Genomic DNA, 20,455 nt, shown 5'->3' with positions numbered 1-20,455 from the left:
TGTTCCGGTGCTTTTTTAAATTAAAAGTATAGGTTTCACCTTCGAATTGTGTAAAAGACAATCAACACTGCAGGTCTTTTCTGGAAAAAACTGCGGAGTACCCTATTCTAAAGCGAAAATGCACGTCTTTTTGGAGAAAAGTCGCCACATACCTGATTCTAGAGCGATAATGCAGGTCTTTGGAGCGATTTTTGCGAAATGGCCCCATTTTGTGAAAAAGACCTGCACATTTGACCGTCTTTCACCATCTTTTTGGAAAAAGGCACGATTTTAATGTATTTTTGCTCGTCTTTGGTGTCTTTAGCGGAGAGAAACAGGAATCAGCCCGAACCAGCGAACCGTCCACCCCTCCATAGCAGACCCGGATGCGTGCTGGCATTTCGTTTTTCCAACAGAGCGCAACCAGCGGTTTTCAGAGGAAAGAAACCTGAAGTTGCAAATATACCAAAAATTACAAAGTTAACTATTGAATAAGAACGTAAGTTCTGATACAATTGATTTAGAACGATAGCTATCGGATTTCAATAAATAAAGACTTGGGAAGGAAAGCCCAGAGCAGTATCGAATCATTAAGTAGTGATAAATGTATATATCAGTCATCAGGCGCCGAGAAATCCAATCAGAATCCCGGTGCTTTATTTTTGCCTGCAATCGCATTCAAATTAACATTGAAGGAGGTAATGATTAATTATGATCATTGAAACTAAGCTGGTGCATAAGCCCGCTTTTCGGGCGGTGGGCATTCAGGAGATGGTACATTTTAGCGCAGAGGAGAAACCGTCGGAGAACGCCATTGCCAAGTTGTGGGATAGATTAAATGCTCGTACCTGCGAAATTGCCGATCCGGTCGGGTACCGTGGCTATGGGCTGATCCATCAAACCCCCGAGACCAAGCCGGGTGATCCGTTTAACTACATAGCCGCAGTTGGTGTTCATTCCTTCGGCCAATTGCCGGAGGGAATGATTTCTGTAGAGGTTCCGGCTTCGCTTTATGCAGTGGTTACTTACCGGGGAGTGCTGGACGGATTGGGAGAAGGCTTCGAATATTTCTGGAGTAACTGGCTGCCCCAGTCCGAGTACGTCTACGAAGGTATGTATGAGTTTGAATTTTATGATCAGCGGTATCGGAACCGCACCGATCCCGAATCCGAGATCGATCTGTATTTTCCAATTTCACCCAAAGGGAAGCAGGGATAAGCCATGTCATCGCTTAAATACTCTTACGAGCCTTCCGTTGTCAGTTTGCCCGGATTCACTGTGGTCGGTGTGTCCTATGATGCCTCTCTAACCCAGATCTTCGAGCAGCAGTTGGGCAAGAAAGCATATGAATCGGTGCTGAGTCGCAAGGATGAGATTTCGTCCCGTATCTCTGACGACGTCTACTTGGTACAGGTGTACCCGCGGAAAGAGGGTTTTAATGCTCAAGTAGATCCTTTTACGCAGTTTATCGGCTATTTGGTTGAAGGATGCGATAGGGTACCCGAAGGGATGACGTCCCGTTCGTTCCCCGATCGGGAATATGTCAAAGTGACTCACCATGGGCTGGAATCCGAGCTAGGCCATACTTATGATTTTGTTTATGGCAAGTGGATTAGGGAGAACGGCCGCTGTCCGGATTCGTTCGATTTCGAAATATGGGATGAGCGTTATAAACCGGATCAGCCGGACAATCAAATAGATTTGTATGTGGCCTTGGAGCCGGCAGGAAAGGAATAGGAGAGAATGAAGAACATTATCGCTGACAAAGCCCTGCTTAAAAGAATAGATTGCGCCTATCTTCCTGTTACTAATGCCGAGGCTGCGGCGGAATGGTACAGTCGTGTGCTCGGCTTGAAGCTGCGCTCCCCGGTTAAACCCGGCAGAGGAGCCATCATGATTATGGGCGAGGGACAATGGTTGTTCCTGCTTCCCTGTCCGAACGGCGTTCCGTTGACCTTCCCTACCACAGGCTGGACTAAGGATGAAGAGCCTTTCGAAATGTTTCCGCTTTGTTTTGAAACCGATGACATTCGCTCGCTTCATGCTTCCTTGCTGTCATCGGGCGCTTGGGTGGAGGAACAGATCCGGGATGAAGGAGACTGCGGCCTGCAGCTGAACTTCAAAGATCCGGACGGCAATAAGTTTCAGGCGTGGCAAGCGCCGAGACAGGAGTAGAGCCTATGAATAGCACAGCTCAAGTTCAGAATCGGATAGCCAGTGTATTTGTCCATGTAACGGATTTGCGGCGCGCTGCGGCATGGTATAGCGAGCTGCTGGGTGTGGCTCTGCGGGAAGAGAGGTTGAATGGCGGGCCGGTATACTGGTTCGATCTTCCCGGAACCGGCCTTATTCTGGATACCAACGCAAACAACCGGAAAGACCCGCAGTGGCGCGAGGATATGCAGCCTCTCCTTATGTTCCCTTGCGACGACATCGATGCAGCCTATGCCTATGTGAAGACTAAGGCGGAGCCTCTATTTGAACCTGAGAGGCATACGGGTATGGCCTACTTCAATTTCCGTTCACCGGACGGACGGGCGTATATGGTGTGCTGGTCGCAGGGAGGCGGCGAGGATGTGGCCCCTGTCCATAGCTCCAGTCCTATTGTTCCACGCATAGGCGGCGTGTTCGTCAATGTTCGTGATATGAAGGCTGCGGCAGCGTGGATCAGCGATCTGCTTGGAGTACCTCTTCGTGAAGAGGACACAGGGGATTCGATTTACATTGTGCCTACATCGCGTGGAGCGGATTTGCTGTTGGATGATAATCGGGTGCGGCGTGGGGAAACGTTCGAAATTCCGTTCATGTTCGACAGCCATGACATTGATGCTGCTTACGCCTATGCCACCGAACGGAACCTAAGCGTGTTCCACGGCATAGAACGTCACGGCGGCGTGGCTTACTTCACGCTTTCCGATCCGGATGGCAACCTGGTCATGGTTTGTCAGGAGGAAGCGTAATCTGATAACCAAACTTGGAAACCGAATGAGCAGAGCAGAATAAACGGAGCGCATCCAAGGCGATTGACCGCCTTGGATGCGCTCCCGCTATTTTCAATGAATGACCTAGCCTAACCCCTTCCTATGATCAACCCGATCACGCTCTGCCCGGAAGAAGAGTAGGGAGGTTGAAACGGACAGTTAGGGTCTAAATCTTTAGGATGATCTATAATCTATGGCATGAAAGTCGATGCGGAAGCTCTTGACCTAGATTATGAATTGGAGAATTGCAGAGTAGAGAGAACCGGATAATGGTCTGATGGGAACCCGTTCTCGATTTGGTTCCGGATGATCGAGGTCGATAGGAATCGTCCTTCGCTGCTGCTCAGAATGTAATCGATCGGTCTGCCTTCCGATCCACCGAAATAACCGTGAAAGGTCAGAGTGTGCTTCGTCTCCATCTCGGTCAGATGATCGTAGCAGCTGGTCATTGGAATTTGCGAGGTCGCACTTTCCAGCAGTCCGCTTTCCGGTACGTCGTTGAAATCCCCTGTTATAATAAAAGGAAGAGGCCGCTGCTCGTTAAGCTCTTTGATTTTGCTCGCGGTAAGCTTCAATCCTTCCTGTCTGGCTATTTTGCCCGCATGATCCAGATGCGTATTGAAGAATCTCAGCACCGGCTCGGTATCGTTCCCCAAAGATAGCTCCACCCAGGAACAAATTCTCTCGCAACGCGCATCCCATCCCATACTTCCAATAATCTCCGGAGTCTCCGACAGCATAAAGGACTCTTTGTTCGTTATGGAGAACTTGTCCTTCTTAATAAAGACCGCGCTGAACTCCCCAACCTTGTCGGATGCGACCCGATTAACTCCATAGACCTCATAGGTTGGCGATAGGCGCTCGGTCAACCAAGCGAGCATCGGAAGAGTGGCTTCCTGGGTTCCCAGTAAATCGGGGGTATGCTCTTCTATGATTTGGGCTACCCAGTGCTTCCTTTGATCCCATACATAAGGATCGGAAGGGACGGCCACCCGAAGATTGAAAGTCATGACTTTGATCTCTGCATTCATTAATAATCCTCCCTGAAACAATAATGAAAATAATCCCATTAATTCCGCATGGGAAGGCTGAATCTCCCCGTATAGATCGACTTAAGAGTCTTCATTAAGTATTCCAGAGATTGTTCCAGGAAGCAATAAAAATGATGGAATATAGTCCTCATCACCTTTCAAGAGGTCCTAATTGTTCATCCGGATCACAAAAAAATCCCCTTTGTTCAGAAAGGGGAAGCCAGCTTTTCCATATAGGGCCGGTGAAGTTGGTCTGGGAGTCGGAAAATAAGGGACAGGTCGCAGCCATAAGCTTGAATACGAATGATACAGAGTGAATCTTGATCAGCGGAAGAATATAGAAGAATAAGAAAAATAACGAAACGACTTGAAAAGGCTGAACGGGAAATAAATTGGTCATGAATCAGGTAGGCTTTATATGTACAGTGTGTGCTAGAACAAGTCCGATAGCTGTTCTTTCCGGCATACATAAACAAAGGCGGGAGGAATATTATAAGGCACAAAATTTATGCTTTCGATATTGAAATGTTCTTTCAACTGTTTCTTCATCTGAAAGGAATATTGAAACGCGACGAACCAGCCGCCGGGTCGTAACGACAGTAAAATTTGCTCCAGCAGCTTGTCTCGGACCGACTGTTCGAAATTGAAGAAAGGAAGGCCGCTTAGAATGCAGTCAAGATGTGGAATGCCTTCGCTCTGAAGAGCGTTGGTAATCTGGGTTGCATCGGGGTAGCAAGTATAATCCGGATACATCTGGCTTAATTGCCCCCGCAGAAGGGCATCCCTTTCAAACAGAATGAATTTGCCGGGATGGTTCCTGGCATTATGAATGAATTTGGTAATGGCCCCGGTACCTGCACCGAGCTCGGCGGTATACCGGATTTCCGGCCATGGTACGGCTTCGACCATCTTGCGGGCCAGAAACCTGGAGCTGGGGGTTACACTTCCAATCTGTTTGGGGGCACGAAAGAATTTATATAGAAATAACATTTTCTCATTCTTGTCTTTCTTATCTTTCCTGTCTAGAGGCGTGTTAATGGTCATCCAAAATCCCACCTTAGTATAGAATTAAGAACCTGGCCCTGAAACCCCTTTCTCCTAAGTGAAACGTAATGGTGAACAAATGTCAACTGGAGGGATTTGTATTAATTTGTCGATTGGCGTTAAGATGCTGAAATTGCAGGGGTTCCACAGGAACCGGAAAATATTAAATTTAAATATAAGAAAGTATAAGTTCACCTTATACTTGTTCTTATATTTCATCGGTAAACGCGCCTGTTCTAAGGACGGCGATAGCCGTTTATCCTTGTATCCGCCAACGGTTCATCGCCTCCTCGATATTGATTACGGAATTGACCGGGCGGCGTTCCCGTCATTTTTTTGAAAATGCGGGTAAAATTATGGACTGTAGTGTAGCGCAGCCGTTCGGCAATTTCTTTAATCGGAAGGTCAGTATGAATTAACCATTCCTTGGCCTGTTCAATCCGTATTTCGATTAAAAAGGTGCTGAAATTGACAAAGTCTGCTATGGTTTCCTGAGTTTTTTGCATTATAATGGAAATAATTTTCCGACCTTCACCTTCTAGATGAACGTTTAACTGGATTTCATACAGTTAGTTTGCTCCTCTGGAGCGAAAGATGGAAACTAACTGGAAAAACTACAGCTAGTTTGTGCAAAAAAGGCGATTTCAGCAAAAAGCCTTGATTCTAAATGTAGTTTTTCCATCTAGTTTAATCATTTTCCACCATTCGCTTGAATTTACCTACATAAAATACAGTTAGACCGTGTAGGAACCACCACAGGCAATGGGTTTCTATCAGTGCACTCTGCGAAAGTTGAGTGTTAAGCTTTAGCGTCTTGAACTTCAAATGCTATTAGGTGAATAACATCCTTCAATCGCGGTCGCTCATCCATGAAATACTCCGATTGGAGTTTTTCTCATATAATGAAAAAACGGTATTCTTTGGTAAAATAAAAATACTCGGGAGCAATTATTTTTGTCTTCTTAATATTATCATTGTTTGCCTATGTAAGAGGCGTTCGGGAGGTCGAAGATGAAAGTTAAGCTTGTATTATTTTTGTTGACTCTTTTAACTGCAGTATGTACTGGATGTGCGGAAAAACAGCCAGTTGAAAAACCAAAATATACTTTCACGGGGAAAACGGTTTCATTGGTTAAGCAGAACAACTATTCTATAGATGGAGTTAGGATTCGTTATACACTGCAAGTAGAAAATTTTAACCCAACGGATGAAGCATTTAAGAAATATAATGAGATGTTTGGGGAGCATGGGGAGTATAAACATTTTGAAATCACAAAAAACACAAAAATCTATGATAGCAACAATCAACCAATTGGACCGGAAGACATCAAAATGAATCAAGAGATTAGCTTCTCGGTTGAATTCATTAACGATCAAGCACTTCATGCGTTAGAAATACGGGAATTATAACGAGGATACGGTCGATGATGATTCAATCGCGAGAGCTGCGGAACGGGCGGCGCAGAGGACTTGCTCCGTACCTCCACGCCCCGTGAGCTTTAATGCTTCTTGGCTTCTAGGATTTGCCGATCAGCAGCGACAATAAGCCGGCGGCAATGAGCGGTCCGACAGGAACTCCGCCGAATAAAGCGACGCCCAGTACGGTGCCGATCAACAACCCGGCTACGACGGTCGGCTGATTAGACATGAGCGCCGCTCCACGACCGCCCAGGAAGGCAACCAGCATGCCAATTCCAATAGCGAGAAGCGATTTCCAATGCAGGAACGATTGCAGGATCGTCTGAAGCGACAGTTTGCCGCTCGCCATAGGGGACATGACGCCGATTGTGAGAATGACAATGCCCACGCTTAAGCCGTATTTTTCGATCCAGGGGAACGTCTGGTGCAAATTCATGACCCGCAGCAGCAAGAGAACGATCATGGCAATGGAAACAGGCGTGTTGTTGCTGAACAGCCCAAGTGCCGCAAAAGCCAGCAGCAGAAGAGAGGTAGTATCGACATTAGCCATCGGAAGTTGCTCCTTAGCATCATATAGTTTCATTTATCGCATAGCATACATGTCGTTTTCCCAAAGATCAAGTTTTCCCCGGATCCGGCTACTTGTAACAATGGATTTTTTAATAAAAAGTCTCATGCAACTGGCAAAGCGAACGGCATCCGGATTGCGGACCTAATGGATCGGCAGCAGTTCGAGACCAAGCTGTTCCGCTGGTGAAGGAGAAGAACGATGTAATCGAGCGCGTATCCGGAAGCCAGGGTCAGATGGCTCTGTCATGCCCTTACGTCAGAGTCTGGCAAGCGTAGCGGCTGATGCGGTTCTACCATTGCTACCCGCCATTCGCAGACTTCGATCATCCCGATGTTTTTGTAAACTCTTCGGGCAGCAGGATTACTATAGAATAAATATGGAAATTTCCCTTCCTGCAATAACGATTCAAACAAGCCAATCAGCACTTCCGATCCATAGCCTTGATTACGGTATTCGGGATGAGTCACGACCCCAATCACGATGGCGCTGTTTCTGGATTCTCTGACCGTTCCGCAGGAGGAAATCATTCGACCGTCCAGGCTCAAGTATACCGTCCGGTCGCTCGTTTCTCTTAATCTCTTCATTTCTGTTTTGATATAGTCGTCTCTAGTCGCAGTCATTTCGTATTCTTTCGTGGAGGATAACAAATCATAATGCTTCCCGGCTTCCTCTTCGCTGCTGATGGTATGGAGCTTAAGCTCGGGGTACCTCCTTCGCGCCTGAATTCGCCTGACAACTCCCATATGAGAGAGTGAATCGCTTCTAACCTTGACCAGGGGCATAAATTTCTTCATCCAACGGCTGGGTCCGGACAGTTTAGAGTATGTAAGCCGGTTCAGTACGCCTTGATATCCGCTAATCCCTCGATCCGTTCTGGAATAATAAGTAACATTGTTGAAATTATTCAGCAGAAGGGAATAGAGCTGCCCGTCCTCATATTCTCCATACGCATGAAAGGACGGACCTTCATAATGATGATCGATTAATTCATTAATCAGAAAGTAATAGTCGGCCGCATCCGGACCGAATAGCTTCAGGACCAGATCGTGATGTTCCTTGGTCAGTTTTATGATGTCCACGAGAATCACCTCGTTATCTTATATTAGTAGCCGAGCTTGCGCGCTCCTTGAATGCGCCTACTGGTTCCTTGATGTTTATTGGGCCGCGTACCTATATGTATTGTTAGAGTAGGGCTGTATCTCGGCAGGGGCATTGATGGTGAATGATTTCTTCCAGCGAGTTCGCTCCCAGGGGTGTAAATGAAAAAACTGCAATTCTGCATGCTTTTGGCCGGTTGACCCCGTGTCCGCAGCAAAGCCTGCAAAAATATATCTTTTTTCTCGTTCCAGGGGGGATAGGGTGACTTGAGACCGAAATTAATGTATTATCTGCAGGCTTTTCTCCCCGAGTGCTCTGAATCGCTCTAAATTGATGTATTATCGCAGGAATTTGTATCCGCAATAGCCATTGCGTTCTATCAACCGGCTAGCTCAAGATCAATATTCCCGCACAAGATGACATCTGCAGGTAATCTGCTTTCCATCCCTTCCATCTTACATCGCCACTCAGCGTACAGGAACTACGTGCAACGGTAAAAATCCCGAAAAAACGCTAAGCCCGACAGAATTGCAGCACGGCAGGTCTGGGTTAATACCCACCCCATCCATTTTATACATTTATTTCCACAACTACTATGGATTTTTTGCTTATAACTAAAATCTCTGATGAAAAAGATTCCTCACTGTACAGCGAAAGGTCTGTATGATCTTCGGGTAAACATCACCGTGCAAATGGAATGGAACAACGAATGCGATTGGTGATCTATTTCGGTTATTGACGGGAAGAGAAGGATTGGTCTATCATTAGCTATGAATATAAAATAAAATTATTCATACAATCATATTTGGGGTGACAGCATCATGGCGAGAAAGTTTAGTGATCACGAGAAGGAGAGAATTCGCGAGCGGCTGGTGGAGGCGGGGAAGCAATGCTTCGGCTTGTACGGGCTGAAGAAAACCAGCATCGAGCAGTTGACCAAGGCGGCGGGAATTGCGCAGGGGACCTTCTATTTGTTCTTCCCGTCCAAGGAGGAGTTGTATTTCGAGCTGTTGGAGCTTGAGGAGGAGAGGGTTCGCCGGCAGCTTCTGGAGGAGACGGAGGAATCCGGCAGAATGGACAAGGAAAAGTTGGTCCGCTTTCTGCGGAAATCACTGACGGTGATAGGGGAAAATCCGTTTTTTCGCCAGTTATACGAGGAAGATGTAATGGAGCAATTGGTAAGGAAGCTTCCTCCCGAGAAGCTAGCCGCCCATTTTGACAAGGATGCGGATGTTGCTATGCCTTTTGTCCGCCGCTGGCAGGAGGAGGGATGGCTGACCTCTCAGCGCCCGGAAATTATCGTCAGCCTGATTCGCTCGCTGATTCTGCTGACCCTGCAGAAGCGGATGATCGGGGAAGAGGTATTCGACGAGACGATGGAATTGCTCATTCAACTGATAGCGCAAGGGTTGACCGCCGAATAGGGGAGGGGACGATTCATGATTGAGGTTAACCGGTTGACTTATACCTACCCGGGAGCCAGGATCCAGACGATCAAAGGCATCGATTTTCATATTTCCCGGGGAGAAATTTTCGGCTTTCTCGGTCCTTCGGGAGCGGGCAAGAGCACCATTCAGAAGGTGTTGATCGGAGTATTGAAGCAGTATGGAGGGAGTGTTCGGGTGATGGGCCGGGAGCTGAACCGCGCTAAGCCGGACTATTTTGAACGGATTGGGGTGGCCTTTGAATTCCCTAATTTTTATTCCCGGTTTACCGCTTTGGAGAATTTGAGCTTCTTCCGTTCTCTGTATTCGTGCAAAACAGAGGAGCCCCGGCAGCTTCTGGCCAGGGTGGGCTTGGAGGATCACGCCCGCGACAAGGTGTCCGGCTTTTCCAAAGGAATGAAGATGAGGCTGAACCTGTGCCGGGCTCTGTTGAACCGGCCGGATCTGCTGTTCCTGGATGAGCCGACCTCCGGACTGGACCCGGTTAACGCGAAGCTGGTGAAGGACCTGATCCTGCAGCAGAAGGCGGAAGGCAAAACCGTTCTGCTGACGACGCATAACATGAACGCGGCCGAGGAGCTCTGCGACCGGGTAGCTTTTATTGTAGACGGGCAGGTTTCGCTCATCGATTCCCCCCGGGAGCTCAAGCTGAGAAGGGGCACGAAAAAGCTGGTGGTGGAATACACGGAAGGCCAGGATCGCAGAACGGAGGAGTTCCCTCTCGCCAGACTCGGGCGCAATGACCGTTTTCTGGAGCTTATCCGGGAGAAGCCCATCGAGACGATGCACAGCCAGGAATCGACTTTGGAGCGCATTTTTATCGATGTCACAGGAAGGAAGCTGGATTAATATGCGAAGAATGCTCAACGCTTGGGGACACGATATCCATTTTCAGGTCCGTCAAGGCTTCTATTTGGCCTATTTGCTCATCACCGTAATGTACTGTCTGCTGCTGTCTCTCGTCCCGTCTGGCGCCAGAGCCGATGTTTCCGTTCTTGTCGTTTTCTCCGATCCGAGTGCCCTCGGCTTTTTCTTTATCGGCGGGATCGTGCTGCTGGAGAAAGGACAGAACATCTACGATAACCTGTTCGTCACTCCTCTGCAGGTCGGAGAATATATGGCGGCCAAGACATTATCCCTCGCCATGCTGTCTACGTTAAGCGCAGCTGCCGTTCATCTGTCGGCCTTCGGTTGGGAAGGCTTCAGCTTGCTGTTTTTGGCGGGAATATTACTGACCTCGGCATTCTTTACCTTGATCGGCTTGGGGCTCGCTGTCCGCTGCGGGACGTTGAACGGTTTTTTTCTCGCGTCTCCGCTGTACTCGATCATCTACTATGTTCCTGTGCTGGGATACTTGGGGGTTTATGAGTCCCCCCTTTACTATTTACTGCCTACTCAAGGGACTTTGCTGCTGCTCGCTTCTCCGTTTCATCCGCTGACCATATGGGAGGTGCTGTATGGGCTTGCGGTACTCGTGATGGGGATCGGATTGGCTTATCTATGGGCTAAACGCTCCTTCATCAACCATATCGTCTTGAAAATAGGGGGAAGGGGCCAATGAATAAATATGTTTCACTATCCGCCGCAGACGCGAAAAATATTGCGCGCGATCCCATGCTGGTCCTCGCCGTCTTCGGCCCGCTTATTCTCGCTGTCGCCATTCGCTATGGAATGAAAATATTGTCCGGGTGGCTGCACCTCACCTTGGCCTTCGACCTGACGGTCTATTATGACCTGATTCTGATCGAAGCTCTCCTGCTTATTCCGCTGATGCTGGGAGTGATCGCCGGATTTCTGATGCTGGATGAGAGAGACGAGAATCTGATTGCTTACTTTGCCGTGACGCCGCTGACCAAATCGGGGTATTTGCTTTACCGGCTTAGTTCTCCCGTGCTGCTTTCCGCCGCTTACACGGTTTTCTTCGTATACTTCACGGATCTGGTGCGCGTCCCCGTGGCCGCTCTTCTTCCGTTAACGCTGCTGCTTGCCTTGCAGGCTCCGGTCGTTGCTCTGCTTCTACTGGCTTTTGCAGCGAACAAGGTGGAGGGAATGGCATTGTCCAAAGGAATTGGAGTAACGATGGCCGCCCCCTTGGCTATCTATTTCGCCCCCGAGCCCTGGTCCTGGCTGGCTTCCGTGCTGCCCACCTTCTGGATAGCCAAAGCCTATTGGGCTGGAATGGAAGCATGGTCCGGCGGCGCGTTCTTTATTTATTTGGCCGCTTTTGCGTTCTATTCCCTGCTGGCGGTCTGGCTCTATCACCGTTATGAGCAAAGAAACGATTGATCCTTGCGGGCTCGTTAGCCGCGAAAACGGGCCCGAACCCCCGCTAGTACCCACGAGTACCCACGGGTACCCTCGACTCTCCTTCGATCTCCTTTCGAACCAAACCTACCGAAACCAAACCTACCGAAACCAAACCTACCCAAACCTACCCAAACCTACCCAAACCTACCCAAACCTACCCAAACCTACCCAAACCTACTCCTTGAATCTCCCACGAACCTGATACGAGCTTTTCGCGAACGACTCACGAACGACTCTCGAACGACTCTTGAACGACTCTCAGCGAATATCAAATGATTCTCAAACGATTCTCAAACGACTCTCAGCTACCCCTCCTTCAAAATTCCTTCGAATTTCCCTTTCATTTTTTCAAAGTTAAACCTGCGAACTGTTATTTTCTGGTTGACGGCCAATCTTCTTCGAGATAGAATAATACAAAACAATACAAAATATTAATTAACAATACTAAACAATTGGATGAAATTGGTGATTACATGAATAAACCGCTGTTTACAGAGGAAAGAAGGAAGCGGATTCTGGAGCAGATTCAAAGAGAGGGACGGGTTCAAGTGAAGGAATTGGCCGTCCTCTTCTCCGTCACGGAAGACGCGATTCGCAAGGATCTTCGTTTTCTCGATCAGCAAGGGCTCGTCCAGAAAACATATGGCGGAGCACTGCTGCCTTCCAAAGCCTCTTCCTTCATCGCCTACAAGGATAGGGGTGGAACCGAATCGAAGAAGCCCTTCGCCAAGGCGGCCGCCGCGCTTATCAAGCCGGGGGACACGGTGTTTATCGAATCGTCCAGCTATACCAATCTGATGTTTTACGAGATGGAGCCGATGCCGGGAGTGACGGTCGTGACGAACAGCATTCACGGCTTATCGGAGCTCGCGTCCAAGGTGAAGCTGATTCACGTAGGGGGGACGATTCACCCCGAGGATGAGTCCGGCTATGGTTTTTTTGCCCTGCAGACGATTCAACAAATCAACTTTGACAAATGCTTCCTGCGAACCTCCGGCATTTCGCCCGATTGGAAGGTGAGCGCCGCTCTGCAGGACAGCCTGGAGCTCAAACAAACGGTGATCCGTCATTCGAAGCAGAAAATTTTGCTGATTGGAAGAAACCATTGGAACCGCGTCCACCGCTATAACGTTTGTGAGCTTGGAGAGATGGATGTGGTGCTGACGGATACTGACGATGAGAAGATTCTGAGCAAGCTGGCGAGACAGGGAATCGATGTCATTTCGGTTGATCAAAGCATACCGTCCGGAAGATGAAAAGGGCTTGCAGAAATAATGATACCGTGATCACCTGCAGATAACATATCCGACCGGGATACTTTTCCATATAAACTTTATACTCCATGAAAGAAATACGGTTTGGACCAGCGAAGTTTATATCAAACTAGAAAGCCGGCATCAGCCGGACTGGCTGCGGGATATTTTCTTTCGATATCGAATGAAGCTGCGGAATTCTCTATTAATCATGCGAGGGGGACCAAGAGATGGAACCGAAATGGCTGGAATGGGCCAAGCAGATCCAGGCTATTGCGCAGGCAGGTCTGACATATTCCAAGGATGTCTACGATTTGGAGCGTTTCCAGGAACTGAGGAAGCTAAGTGCCGAGATCCTGTCCGAATATACCGGAACCGATATGCAAACCGTGACCGAATTGTTCGCGAATGAAACCGGGTATGCGACTCCGAAGGTCGATGTGCGGGGAGTCGTCTTCCGGGAAGGCAAGCTGCTGCTCGTCCGGGAGAATCTGGATGGATGCTGGTCGCTGCCGGGCGGATGGGCAGACATAGGCTTATCGCCCGCCGAAGTGGCGGTTAAGGAAGTGCGAGAGGAGTCCGGATACGAGGTAAAGCCGGTCAGGCTGCTGGCAGTTTGCGACAAGAAGTTTTATCCTCACCCCCCCTCTCCTTATCATGTTTATAAAATATTTATTCTCTGCGAGCTGGTCGGAGGGGAAGCACTTACCGGAACGGAGACGTCCGAGGTCGGCTTCTTCGGGGAGAATGAACTGCCGGAGCTGTCCGTGGAACGAAATACCGAGTCGCAGGTGAGAATGATGTTCGAATATGCGCGGCATCCGGAATGGCCTGCTTATTTAGACGGACTTGGAGGGGAAGCGAAATGAGCATACCGTGGAAAATGGAACGAATATCGATAAAAGGAACCAACGAATGGAACGAAGACGAACTGATCGTGAACGATTCCCTGGCATTGTATGGTGTCGTGGACGGATCAACGTCCCTGATCCCTTACCGGGGGGAGAATGGGGAAACCGGAGGCAAGCTGGCTTCCAGGTTGATCCGTCAGTATATGGAGTCTCTGGGCGATGACCAAGGAGCTGTGGTTCGTCTGAACGAAGCGGTACTGGAGGCTAACCGTCGGCTGCGGGAGGAGATGGTGTCCAGCGGGATCGATATCTCCGACAAGCGCCAGCTGTGGACCGCGGCCTTGGCCGCCATCCGAATCCACGACCGGTATATTGAATATGTTCAAGCCGGGGACTGCATGCTGATCGCTGTATATAAGGATGGAACGGTGCGTGTCGTTACGCATGATTCAGTGGCTCATATCGATAGGGAGACGAAGCAGCTATGGCAGGAAGGCATCCAGAGGGGAATGACGACCCGGGAGGAGCTGAGGGAATATGTCATCCCTACGATCCAGCGCAATCGGTTGAAATTGAACACCTTGGAAGGGTATTCTGTAGTCAGCGGAGAGCCTGAGCTAGAGGATTTACTCGAGTACGGACGGATTAGCCGGATTCAGCTTCAAGGCCTCCTTCTGATTACAGACGGTCTTTTTTTGCCGAAGGAGAAAGGAGAGTCGGCTTCGGACTTCCATGAATTAACGGAGCGAATTATGCGGGAAGGACTGGCGGCTTATGCCGACTGGCTGATTTCTCTGGAAGAAGAGGACGCGGACGGAAGGAAGTATCCGAGGTTCAAAAAATCCGATGACAAAACGGGAATTTGGATTCAATTGGAAAACTAAACGGAAACGCTATGAAAATATGGACGGGGTCAAGCTGAATAATTCGTTCAGCCAATTGCGGAAATGGCAGAAGGAAAGAAGGGCCAAAAGGAAGGATTTATCCTATCAGATTCCGCAGGCTTCGCCCGATCTGGATTATTTGCATCGCAATCGGAAGGAGATGTCGATCACATGGATCGGACATGCAACCTTCCTTATCCAAATGGGCGGATTGAACATCATCACCGACCCGGTCTGGGCTAACCGGATGGGCTTTGCCAAACGGCTGGCCCCACCGGGGCTGGATATTTCCCAGCTACCGGATATCGATGTGGTGCTGATTTCACACGGACACTACGATCATCTGGATTTTCCTTCCTTGCGAAGGCTGCCAGGAGCTCCCGCCATCTATGTACCGGCCGGCTTGCGGAACAAGCTGCGGAGGAAAGGCTATAGAGAGGTGGAGGAGCTATCCTGGTGGCAAGACATCAGCAGGGACGGGGTGACGTTTACGTTCGTGCCGGCGCAGCATTGGACCCGCCGCACACTGATGGACACGAATACCTCCCACTGGGGAGGCTGGGTCATCAGTGCTCGGGGAACCGACCGGGGGAAGACGGCTTCGGTTGGTCGGGAGGCGTCTCCGGTAGTCGGGGAGGCGTGTGCACAAGGCCGAGAGTCGTCTCTGGGAGTTGAAGAAGCGTGTGTGCAAGGCCGAGAGTCGTCTCTGGGAGTCGAAGAAGCGTGCGCGAAAAGTCGGGAGGAGTCTCCGGTAGTCGGAGGTGCGTGTGCACAAGGCCGAAAGTCATCTCTGGGAGTCGAAAAAGCGTTTGCGCAAGGCCGAGAGTCGTCTCTGGGAGTTGAAGAAGCGTGTGTGCAAGGCCGAGAGTCGTCTCTGGGAGTCGAAGAAGCGTGCGCGAAAAGTCGGGAGGAGTCTCCGGTAGCCGGGAAGGCGGCTACGTTAGGTCGGACATCGCCGCAGGTGGTTTATTTTGCTGGGGACAGCGGCTATTTCCGCGGCTTTCGGGAGATCGGCCGGCGATTCAACATCGATTATGCGCTCCTACCGATCGGGGCTTACGAGCCGGAGTGGTTCATGTCGACGCAGCATGTGACCCCGGAGGAGGCCGTGCAGGCCTTGGAGGACTGCGGCGGCCAAGTGATGGTGCCGATGCATTACGGCGCCTTCCGGCTCGCGGACGATACGCCAAAGGAGGCACTGGATCGGCTGCACGCCGAATGGCAGCGCCGCGCACTTCCGCCGGAACGCCTCCGCTGCCTCCGGCACGGCGAAACGCTTCGCAGCCGCTAGCGGGCCGCTTCCGCAACAGCGCGGGTGGATGAGCGTAAGGGGGCTGCGTGGAGGAAGCGGGCGGAGCTACCACGTGCATGAGCGGAACTACCACGGGCGTGAGCGGGGCCGGCATGCGGACGCGGGCAACGCAGGCGGTAGCAAGGCTGCAAAAGCGTGAGCGAGGCAAGCGTGCGGAGGCGCGAGGTAGAGGCGGAGTTGCCGGAAGAGGCTGGTTTTCGCATTTGAAAATCAGAGCGAAAACCAGCGTGTTCATTTGTACGATATTTCATACAAAGATGACCCTTCATGGAACTTTTGTGTCTATCGCATATCTGACTGTTTTCATTCAAAATGCTCTCGGTTCGCATCAAGCTATCAGCATTTATACTTCTAGTAGACTATGCAAGGGGCCGGTATTGAGAAACGTAAGTGCTATTTGGATGAACGATGCATGAACAAACGCATAGATACTAGGTTTTTTGTCCATGTCTGTTACTTGCGTAGCATGGGGGTTGCCCGCCACATGCAGCTCTGCAATTTCGACTGCCGTCCCGATGCCTGCTCCAAAGACAAGCAAAAGTGCATGTCTTTTTGCGAAAATCCCGTAAAATCCGGGAAAGACGAGCAAAACTGCAGGTCATTTTCCGCAAAACGCTGAAAATCAGTAAAATGGCTGAATTTACCTGCACTATTGCTTGTCTTTTGCTGATTTTTGCTAAAAACCTTCCAAAGACCTGCACTTTTGTTGGTCTTTGGAAGGTTTTTTGAGTGTACCTCTTATAAAGAGTTAAAAGATTCGTTCCAAGCTTAGCTCGCCTGTATTGCGGTCGGACAAAATCAACTTTCCGTCGTAGGAGTGGCCGGAGATGCTTTTGAACTTCAGTTTGTTGGTCGAGCCTTTCTGGATCAGCGATTTGACCATGGTGTCGCTTAAGGTTTTGCCGAATTTGGTTTTCTTCCAGATGACAAAGCGGCAACCGTGTTTGTAATTGCTGCAGCCGTAGCCTTTGCTGCCCATGAAGATCGTGCCGCCGCACCCGTGGCGCGGGCACAGCCCGATCACGCCGCCCGCCGCTCGCGAGGTCGCGCCCGCCGCTGCCCGCGCCTGTGCCGCGCTGCTGTCGCCGCCCGCCGCTCGCGAGGTCGCGCCCGCCGCTGCCCGCGTCAGCGCTGCGCTGCTGTCGCCGCCCGCCGCTCGCGAGGTCGCGCCTGCCGCTGCCCGCGCCTGTGCCGCGCTGCTGTCGCCGCCCGCCGCTCGCGGGGTCGCGCCTGCCGCCGCCCGCGTCAGCGCCGCGTCCCCGGCTGCGCCCGCGCGGCGGCGCTTGCCGCTGGCAGCGCGCGAGCGGCCCTTGGCCGGCGCCTCCGGCTGCGCGAAGGCGGCTTGATCCGCCTGCGGCTGGCTGCGCACCTTGTTCACGATGTAGACGGTGAATTCCTTCACCTTCTCCATGAACGCGGTGTCGGACGCCTGGCCTCTGGCGATCTCATTCAGCCGCCGCTCCCACTGGCCGGTCATCTCCGGCGAGGTCAGCAGCTCGATGCCGGCCCCGCGGATCAGCTCCACCGCCGAACGCCCCTTCGGCTCGAGCTCGATCCGCTTGCCCTGCATTCGGATGTAGCCGACCTTCTTCAACCGCTCAATCGTGGCGGCCCGGGTGGCCGGGGTGCCCAGGCCGGAGTCCTTGATCGCTTCCCGCAGGTCTTCATCCTCGATTTGCTTCCCGGCGCTCTCCATCGCCTTCAGCAGCGTTCCTTCGGTGAACGGCTTCGGCGGCTGGGTTTCCTTCTCCTGTACCGCAGCATCGGTGCAGAGCACTCCTAGCGACTTATCCACCGAGAACGGCTTGTCCGTCTCAACTTCCTCGTTCTCCTCTTCTTTTTTACGCTTGGAGTTTTTCTTGCTATCTTCAGTGCCGGAATAGACGATCTTCCAGCCCAAATCGAGAAGCTGCTTGACGGTCGTTTTGAACGTCTCCTCGGCTACCTCCGTTATTACGGTATGCATTTTATATTGGGCCGGCGGATAGAAATGCGACAGAAAACGGCGAACGATCATATCGTACAGCTTCTGCTCGTCGGCAGACAGGCTGCCCGCTTTTTTGGCCGTGGGCAGAATGGCATGATGGTCCTCCACCTTGGCCGGATTGCAGACATGCCGGTTATTTTTTTGAACGAAGGACCTCGCCGCCTGCTGGACAAGAGAATCGTAGTCCGTCCCCTGCAGGGAAGACAGCGCCCGGTGCATCTCCGGAATGTTCTGCTCGGTCACGTAATTGGAATTCGTTCTCGGATAAGTGATCACTTTATGCTTCTCGTAAAGAGATTGCGCCAGGTCGAGCGTTTTTTTCGCGCTGAAGCCGTATTTGCCGTTCGCTTCGCGCTGCAGCAGAGTCAGGTCATACAGCTTGTAAGGATATTCGCGCGTATCCTTGATTTCATAGCTGGTTATTCTGCCGGGCCGGCCCTTGACTTTGGCCGCAATCTCATCCGCCCGTTGACGGTCGGTGATCCGTTCTCCCTGCCATTTGCCCGGATATCGTGTGCTCTCTTGGGAGAAGCCGGCCTCCACTTCATAATAGGTTAACGAACGGAAGGCTTCGATCTGCTTCTCCCGGTCATAGATCAGGGCAAGCACCGGGGTCTGCACCCGCCCGACGGACAGGAGCTCCCGATGCTTCGTAGTAAAAGCGCGCGAGCCGTTCATGCCGATCAGCCAATCGGCTTCGCTGCGGGCCCGGGCCGCCTTGGTCAAATGCTCGAATTCCGAGCCGTCTCTCAACTGGGCGAAGCCCTGACGGATCGTCTCCGGCGTGAGGTCGGAAATCCACAGCCGCTGAACCGGTTGCCGAAGCTTCAGATGCTGCTGGATGAACGAGAAAATAAGCTGGCCTTCCCGTCCCGCATCGCAAGCATTGATAATGGTCCCGCACTGCTTCGCCAGTTCCGCGATCACCTTGAGCTGGGATCGGGTTTTGTAGTGAGGAATTAGCTTGAAGGTATCGGGAATGATCGGCAAATCTTCGATCCTCCATTTTTTGTAGCGCACGTCGTACTTGTCCGGCTCGGCCAAACCGACCAAATGGCCGATGGCCCAAGTAATGATATAGCGCTCTCCTTCGAGGTGCGTTTTTTTGTTGACGGCTTTAGGCTCAATCGCCTTGGCTATATTACGGCCCATGTCGGGCTTCTCGGCCAGAACTAACGTTTTCACGGAATCATCACCTTGCGTATGGTAAACTGCTTTTCTTGTATTGTACACCAGCGCGGACGGAGATTGGACAAATAGTTTTGCAAGCGGATAGGCGTTGAGGGGAATATACGGTAAAATGTGTCTATGCTTCCAAGGGGGTGCCGGAATGATTTTGATAAAAAAGGATATGCCCAGATTTGTCCTCTATTTGCTGTTAAAGCTGGCGGGAGCGGGATTCTGCTTGACTTTACTTTATGCATTTATACTGCAGGTGTCAGGATTCAGTCTGAACATTTGGCTGGTCGAGGTTAAGGAATGGACATACTGGCGGTTAATTTATGGCTGCGGAATTGCAAGCTCAGTTGTGATCGATTTGCTGACTTTTAAAATGAAAGGCCTGCTGCGTTTTCTTGTCAAAATTTTGTTGTACGTGACAGCAGGCTTTATCATATTTAATCTCAAAGAAATTAATGCCATTACTATTATGGCGGGAATCGCGGGCTCGATCTTTGCTTTAATCTTTTATTTCGGAACTTATGCCTCCAGGCAGAGCCGGCTATATAAATATGTATTTGCCATCGCTTTCCCGCTGCTCTTGCTCCTTCTTGGGATTATCGCATAAGACAAGAACTGCCCGGTGACTCCGGAGACAGAACGGGACGTTGGTTTTCTAGAAAGATCGGACGTCGGCTTCACCTATAAAATAGAGACGACAGTAATGGGAATATAGGGTAAAATGACATTAAGCTTCCAGGGGGGGTGCCCTAATGGCTTTTCTTCACAATAGACTCGGACCCGGATCCATCTCCTACTTGATGATGAAGCTGGCGGGGGCGGGGTTATCTTTGTCTGTATTTTTCGCCTTTATCCTGCAAGCATCGGGGTTCGACCTGTTCCAATGGAGCGAGGAATTTTCCAATTGGATGTTCTGGGGAATCTTCTTTGGCTACGGAATAGCCTGCTCGCTCGGAATTGATTTGCTGACTTTTAACTTTCCTCCGAAAGAAGTCTCCCACTTCCAAACATGAAGTGCTTTTAGCACCAGTGAAAGTTTCTGGTCATAAAATATCGCAGAAAAGTGATGGATGATACCATATCTGACTATGCAAAAAATATGTTTGTTCGATTG

The 20,455-nt window shown here is 50.5% G+C and carries 21 protein-coding genes and 1 pseudogene; 16 read left to right on the top strand and 6 right to left on the bottom strand.

Features of this window, described 5'->3' with window-relative positions; all coding sequences use genetic code 11:
• The first annotated feature begins 690 nt into the window (after positions 1-690).
• Genes FS806_RS21910 through FS806_RS21895 form a run of 4 tightly spaced genes read left to right on the top strand, consistent with a single transcriptional unit; the run spans position 691 to position 2,939 of the window.
• Positions 691-1,197, top strand: a complete 507-nt coding sequence (locus FS806_RS21910; RefSeq protein ID WP_144940926.1) for a GyrI-like domain-containing protein — start codon at positions 691-693, stop codon at positions 1,195-1,197.
• 3 nt (positions 1,198-1,200) lie between these two features.
• Positions 1,201-1,716, top strand: coding sequence for a GyrI-like domain-containing protein (locus tag FS806_RS21905; RefSeq protein ID WP_144940923.1), 516 nt, complete (start codon positions 1,201-1,203; stop codon positions 1,714-1,716).
• A 6-nt stretch (positions 1,717-1,722) separates the two neighbouring features.
• A complete protein-coding gene (locus tag FS806_RS21900) occupies positions 1,723-2,154 on the top strand; it encodes a VOC family protein (RefSeq protein ID WP_144940920.1) in 432 nt (143 codons plus the stop codon).
• Between the two features lie 5 nt (positions 2,155-2,159).
• A complete protein-coding gene (locus tag FS806_RS21895; protein WP_144940917.1) occupies positions 2,160-2,939 on the top strand; it encodes a VOC family protein in 780 nt (259 codons plus the stop codon).
• Positions 2,940-3,190: 251 nt separating this feature from the next.
• Here FS806_RS21895 and FS806_RS21890 read toward each other — a convergent pair whose 3' ends face one another.
• The 3 genes from FS806_RS21890 to FS806_RS21880 form a co-directional block, all read right to left on the bottom strand.
• Positions 3,191-3,991 (bottom strand): endonuclease/exonuclease/phosphatase family protein, encoded by an 801-nt coding sequence (locus FS806_RS21890; RefSeq protein ID WP_186328481.1) that lies wholly within the window; start codon positions 3,989-3,991, stop codon positions 3,191-3,193.
• A gap of 432 nt (positions 3,992-4,423) precedes the next feature.
• Positions 4,424-5,035 carry a class I SAM-dependent methyltransferase gene (locus FS806_RS21885; RefSeq protein ID WP_144940911.1) on the bottom strand — a complete coding sequence of 204 codons (612 nt, stop codon included), beginning with the start codon at positions 5,033-5,035 and terminating at the stop codon, positions 4,424-4,426.
• Between the two features lie 236 nt (positions 5,036-5,271).
• On the bottom strand, positions 5,272-5,541 hold the full coding sequence (locus tag FS806_RS21880) for a helix-turn-helix domain-containing protein (protein WP_144940908.1): 270 nt from the start codon (positions 5,539-5,541) through the stop codon (positions 5,272-5,274).
• Positions 5,542-6,046: 505 nt separating this feature from the next.
• On the opposite strand from FS806_RS21880, the gene FS806_RS21875 reads away from it, so the two are divergent.
• A complete protein-coding gene (locus FS806_RS21875) occupies positions 6,047-6,445 on the top strand; it encodes a hypothetical protein (RefSeq protein ID WP_144940905.1) in 399 nt (132 codons plus the stop codon).
• Positions 6,446-6,551: 106 nt separating this feature from the next.
• On the opposite strand, the gene FS806_RS21870 is transcribed toward FS806_RS21875, so the two are convergent.
• Both FS806_RS21870 and FS806_RS21865 read right to left on the bottom strand, forming a co-directional pair.
• Positions 6,552-7,004: a DUF441 domain-containing protein gene (locus FS806_RS21870; RefSeq protein WP_144940902.1), complete on the bottom strand. Its 453-nt coding sequence runs from the start codon at positions 7,002-7,004 to the stop codon at positions 6,552-6,554.
• Positions 7,005-7,267: 263 nt separating this feature from the next.
• Entirely contained in the window at positions 7,268-8,104 is an 837-nt protein-coding gene (locus tag FS806_RS21865) for a GNAT family N-acetyltransferase (RefSeq protein ID WP_144940898.1), read from the bottom strand.
• Between the two features lie 840 nt (positions 8,105-8,944).
• Between FS806_RS21865 and FS806_RS21860 the strand changes: the two genes are divergently transcribed.
• The 8 genes from FS806_RS21860 (at position 8,945) to FS806_RS26875 (ending at position 16,154) form a co-directional block, all read left to right on the top strand.
• On the top strand, positions 8,945-9,547 hold the full coding sequence (locus FS806_RS21860) for a TetR/AcrR family transcriptional regulator (protein WP_144940895.1): 603 nt from the start codon (positions 8,945-8,947) through the stop codon (positions 9,545-9,547).
• Between the two features lie 15 nt (positions 9,548-9,562).
• Positions 9,563-10,417 (top strand): ABC transporter ATP-binding protein, encoded by an 855-nt coding sequence (locus FS806_RS21855; RefSeq protein ID WP_144940893.1) that lies wholly within the window; start codon positions 9,563-9,565, stop codon positions 10,415-10,417.
• Positions 10,392-11,129 (top strand): fluoroquinolone export ABC transporter permease subunit, encoded by a 738-nt coding sequence (locus tag FS806_RS21850; RefSeq protein ID WP_222126746.1) that lies wholly within the window; start codon positions 10,392-10,394, stop codon positions 11,127-11,129. Before FS806_RS21855 ends, FS806_RS21850 begins: the two co-directional genes overlap by 26 nt.
• On the top strand, positions 11,126-11,854 hold the full coding sequence (locus tag FS806_RS21845) for a hypothetical protein (protein ID WP_144940887.1): 729 nt from the start codon (positions 11,126-11,128) through the stop codon (positions 11,852-11,854). The genes FS806_RS21850 and FS806_RS21845 overlap by 4 nt, the downstream gene beginning before the upstream one ends.
• A 494-nt stretch (positions 11,855-12,348) precedes the next feature.
• Positions 12,349-13,131 carry a DeoR/GlpR family DNA-binding transcription regulator gene (locus FS806_RS21840; RefSeq protein ID WP_260982214.1) on the top strand — a complete coding sequence of 261 codons (783 nt, stop codon included), beginning with the start codon at positions 12,349-12,351 and terminating at the stop codon, positions 13,129-13,131.
• A 227-nt stretch (positions 13,132-13,358) separates the two neighbouring features.
• The gene (locus FS806_RS21835; protein WP_144940884.1) at positions 13,359-13,997 is read left to right on the top strand and encodes an NUDIX hydrolase; all 639 of its coding nucleotides are present in this window, start codon (positions 13,359-13,361) and stop codon (positions 13,995-13,997) included.
• Entirely contained in the window at positions 13,994-14,863 is an 870-nt protein-coding gene (locus FS806_RS21830; protein ID WP_186328480.1) for a protein phosphatase 2C domain-containing protein, read from the top strand. The genes FS806_RS21835 and FS806_RS21830 overlap by 4 nt, the downstream gene beginning before the upstream one ends.
• Positions 14,826-16,154 carry an MBL fold metallo-hydrolase gene (locus FS806_RS26875; protein WP_260982213.1) on the top strand — a complete coding sequence of 443 codons (1,329 nt, stop codon included), beginning with the start codon at positions 14,826-14,828 and terminating at the stop codon, positions 16,152-16,154. Before FS806_RS21830 ends, FS806_RS26875 begins: the two co-directional genes overlap by 38 nt.
• 769 nt (positions 16,155-16,923) lie before the next feature.
• Here the strand turns inward: FS806_RS26875 and FS806_RS21815 are convergent.
• A complete protein-coding gene (locus FS806_RS21815) occupies positions 16,924-19,347 on the bottom strand; it encodes a type IA DNA topoisomerase (protein ID WP_144940878.1) in 2,424 nt (807 codons plus the stop codon).
• 145 nt (positions 19,348-19,492) lie between these two features.
• Here FS806_RS21815 and FS806_RS21810 point away from each other — a divergent pair, with 145 nt between their 5' ends.
• The 3 genes and pseudogenes from FS806_RS21810 to FS806_RS27235 all read left to right on the top strand — a co-directional run.
• Positions 19,493-19,948: a hypothetical protein gene (locus tag FS806_RS21810; RefSeq protein WP_144940875.1), complete on the top strand. Its 456-nt coding sequence runs from the start codon at positions 19,493-19,495 to the stop codon at positions 19,946-19,948.
• A gap of 145 nt (positions 19,949-20,093) precedes the next feature.
• Positions 20,094-20,354, top strand: a complete 261-nt coding sequence (locus FS806_RS21805) for a hypothetical protein (RefSeq protein ID WP_144940872.1) — start codon at positions 20,094-20,096, stop codon at positions 20,352-20,354.
• Positions 20,355-20,380: 26 nt separating this feature from the next.
• Positions 20,381-20,455: pseudogene (locus tag FS806_RS27235) on the top strand (IS200/IS605 family transposase); the annotation flags it as partial.

It is taken from the genome of Paenibacillus sp. 32O-W, assembly GCF_007679495.1.
GTDB classification, from domain to species: domain Bacteria; phylum Bacillota; class Bacilli; order Paenibacillales; family NBRC-103111; genus Paenibacillus_L; species Paenibacillus_L residui.
This window is presented reverse-complemented; position numbering and strand designations above follow the sequence as displayed.

Coding starts and splice junctions, on each gene's coding strand:
- FS806_RS21910 (WP_144940926.1), top strand. CDS start 691: ATGATCATTGAAACTAAGCTGGTGCATAAGCCCGCTTTTCGGGCGGTG.
- FS806_RS21905 (WP_144940923.1), top strand. CDS start 1,201: ATGTCATCGCTTAAATACTCTTACGAGCCTTCCGTTGTCAGTTTGCCC.
- FS806_RS21900 (WP_144940920.1), top strand. CDS start 1,723: ATGAAGAACATTATCGCTGACAAAGCCCTGCTTAAAAGAATAGATTGC.
- FS806_RS21895 (WP_144940917.1), top strand. CDS start 2,160: ATGAATAGCACAGCTCAAGTTCAGAATCGGATAGCCAGTGTATTTGTC.
- FS806_RS21890 (WP_186328481.1), bottom strand. CDS start 3,991: ATGAATGCAGAGATCAAAGTCATGACTTTCAATCTTCGGGTGGCCGTC.
- FS806_RS21885 (WP_144940911.1), bottom strand. CDS start 5,035: ATGACCATTAACACGCCTCTAGACAGGAAAGATAAGAAAGACAAGAAT.
- FS806_RS21880 (WP_144940908.1), bottom strand. CDS start 5,541: ATGCAAAAAACTCAGGAAACCATAGCAGACTTTGTCAATTTCAGCACC.
- FS806_RS21875 (WP_144940905.1), top strand. CDS start 6,047: ATGAAAGTTAAGCTTGTATTATTTTTGTTGACTCTTTTAACTGCAGTA.
- FS806_RS21870 (WP_144940902.1), bottom strand. CDS start 7,004: ATGGCTAATGTCGATACTACCTCTCTTCTGCTGCTGGCTTTTGCGGCA.
- FS806_RS21860 (WP_144940895.1), top strand. CDS start 8,945: ATGGCGAGAAAGTTTAGTGATCACGAGAAGGAGAGAATTCGCGAGCGG.
- FS806_RS21855 (WP_144940893.1), top strand. CDS start 9,563: ATGATTGAGGTTAACCGGTTGACTTATACCTACCCGGGAGCCAGGATC.
- FS806_RS21850 (WP_222126746.1), top strand. CDS start 10,392: ATGTCACAGGAAGGAAGCTGGATTAATATGCGAAGAATGCTCAACGCT.
- FS806_RS21845 (WP_144940887.1), top strand. CDS start 11,126: ATGAATAAATATGTTTCACTATCCGCCGCAGACGCGAAAAATATTGCG.
- FS806_RS21840 (WP_260982214.1), top strand. CDS start 12,349: ATGAATAAACCGCTGTTTACAGAGGAAAGAAGGAAGCGGATTCTGGAG.
- FS806_RS21835 (WP_144940884.1), top strand. CDS start 13,359: ATGGAACCGAAATGGCTGGAATGGGCCAAGCAGATCCAGGCTATTGCG.
- FS806_RS21830 (WP_186328480.1), top strand. CDS start 13,994: ATGAGCATACCGTGGAAAATGGAACGAATATCGATAAAAGGAACCAAC.
- FS806_RS26875 (WP_260982213.1), top strand. CDS start 14,826: ATGACAAAACGGGAATTTGGATTCAATTGGAAAACTAAACGGAAACGC.
- FS806_RS21810 (WP_144940875.1), top strand. CDS start 19,493: ATGATTTTGATAAAAAAGGATATGCCCAGATTTGTCCTCTATTTGCTG.
- FS806_RS21805 (WP_144940872.1), top strand. CDS start 20,094: ATGGCTTTTCTTCACAATAGACTCGGACCCGGATCCATCTCCTACTTG.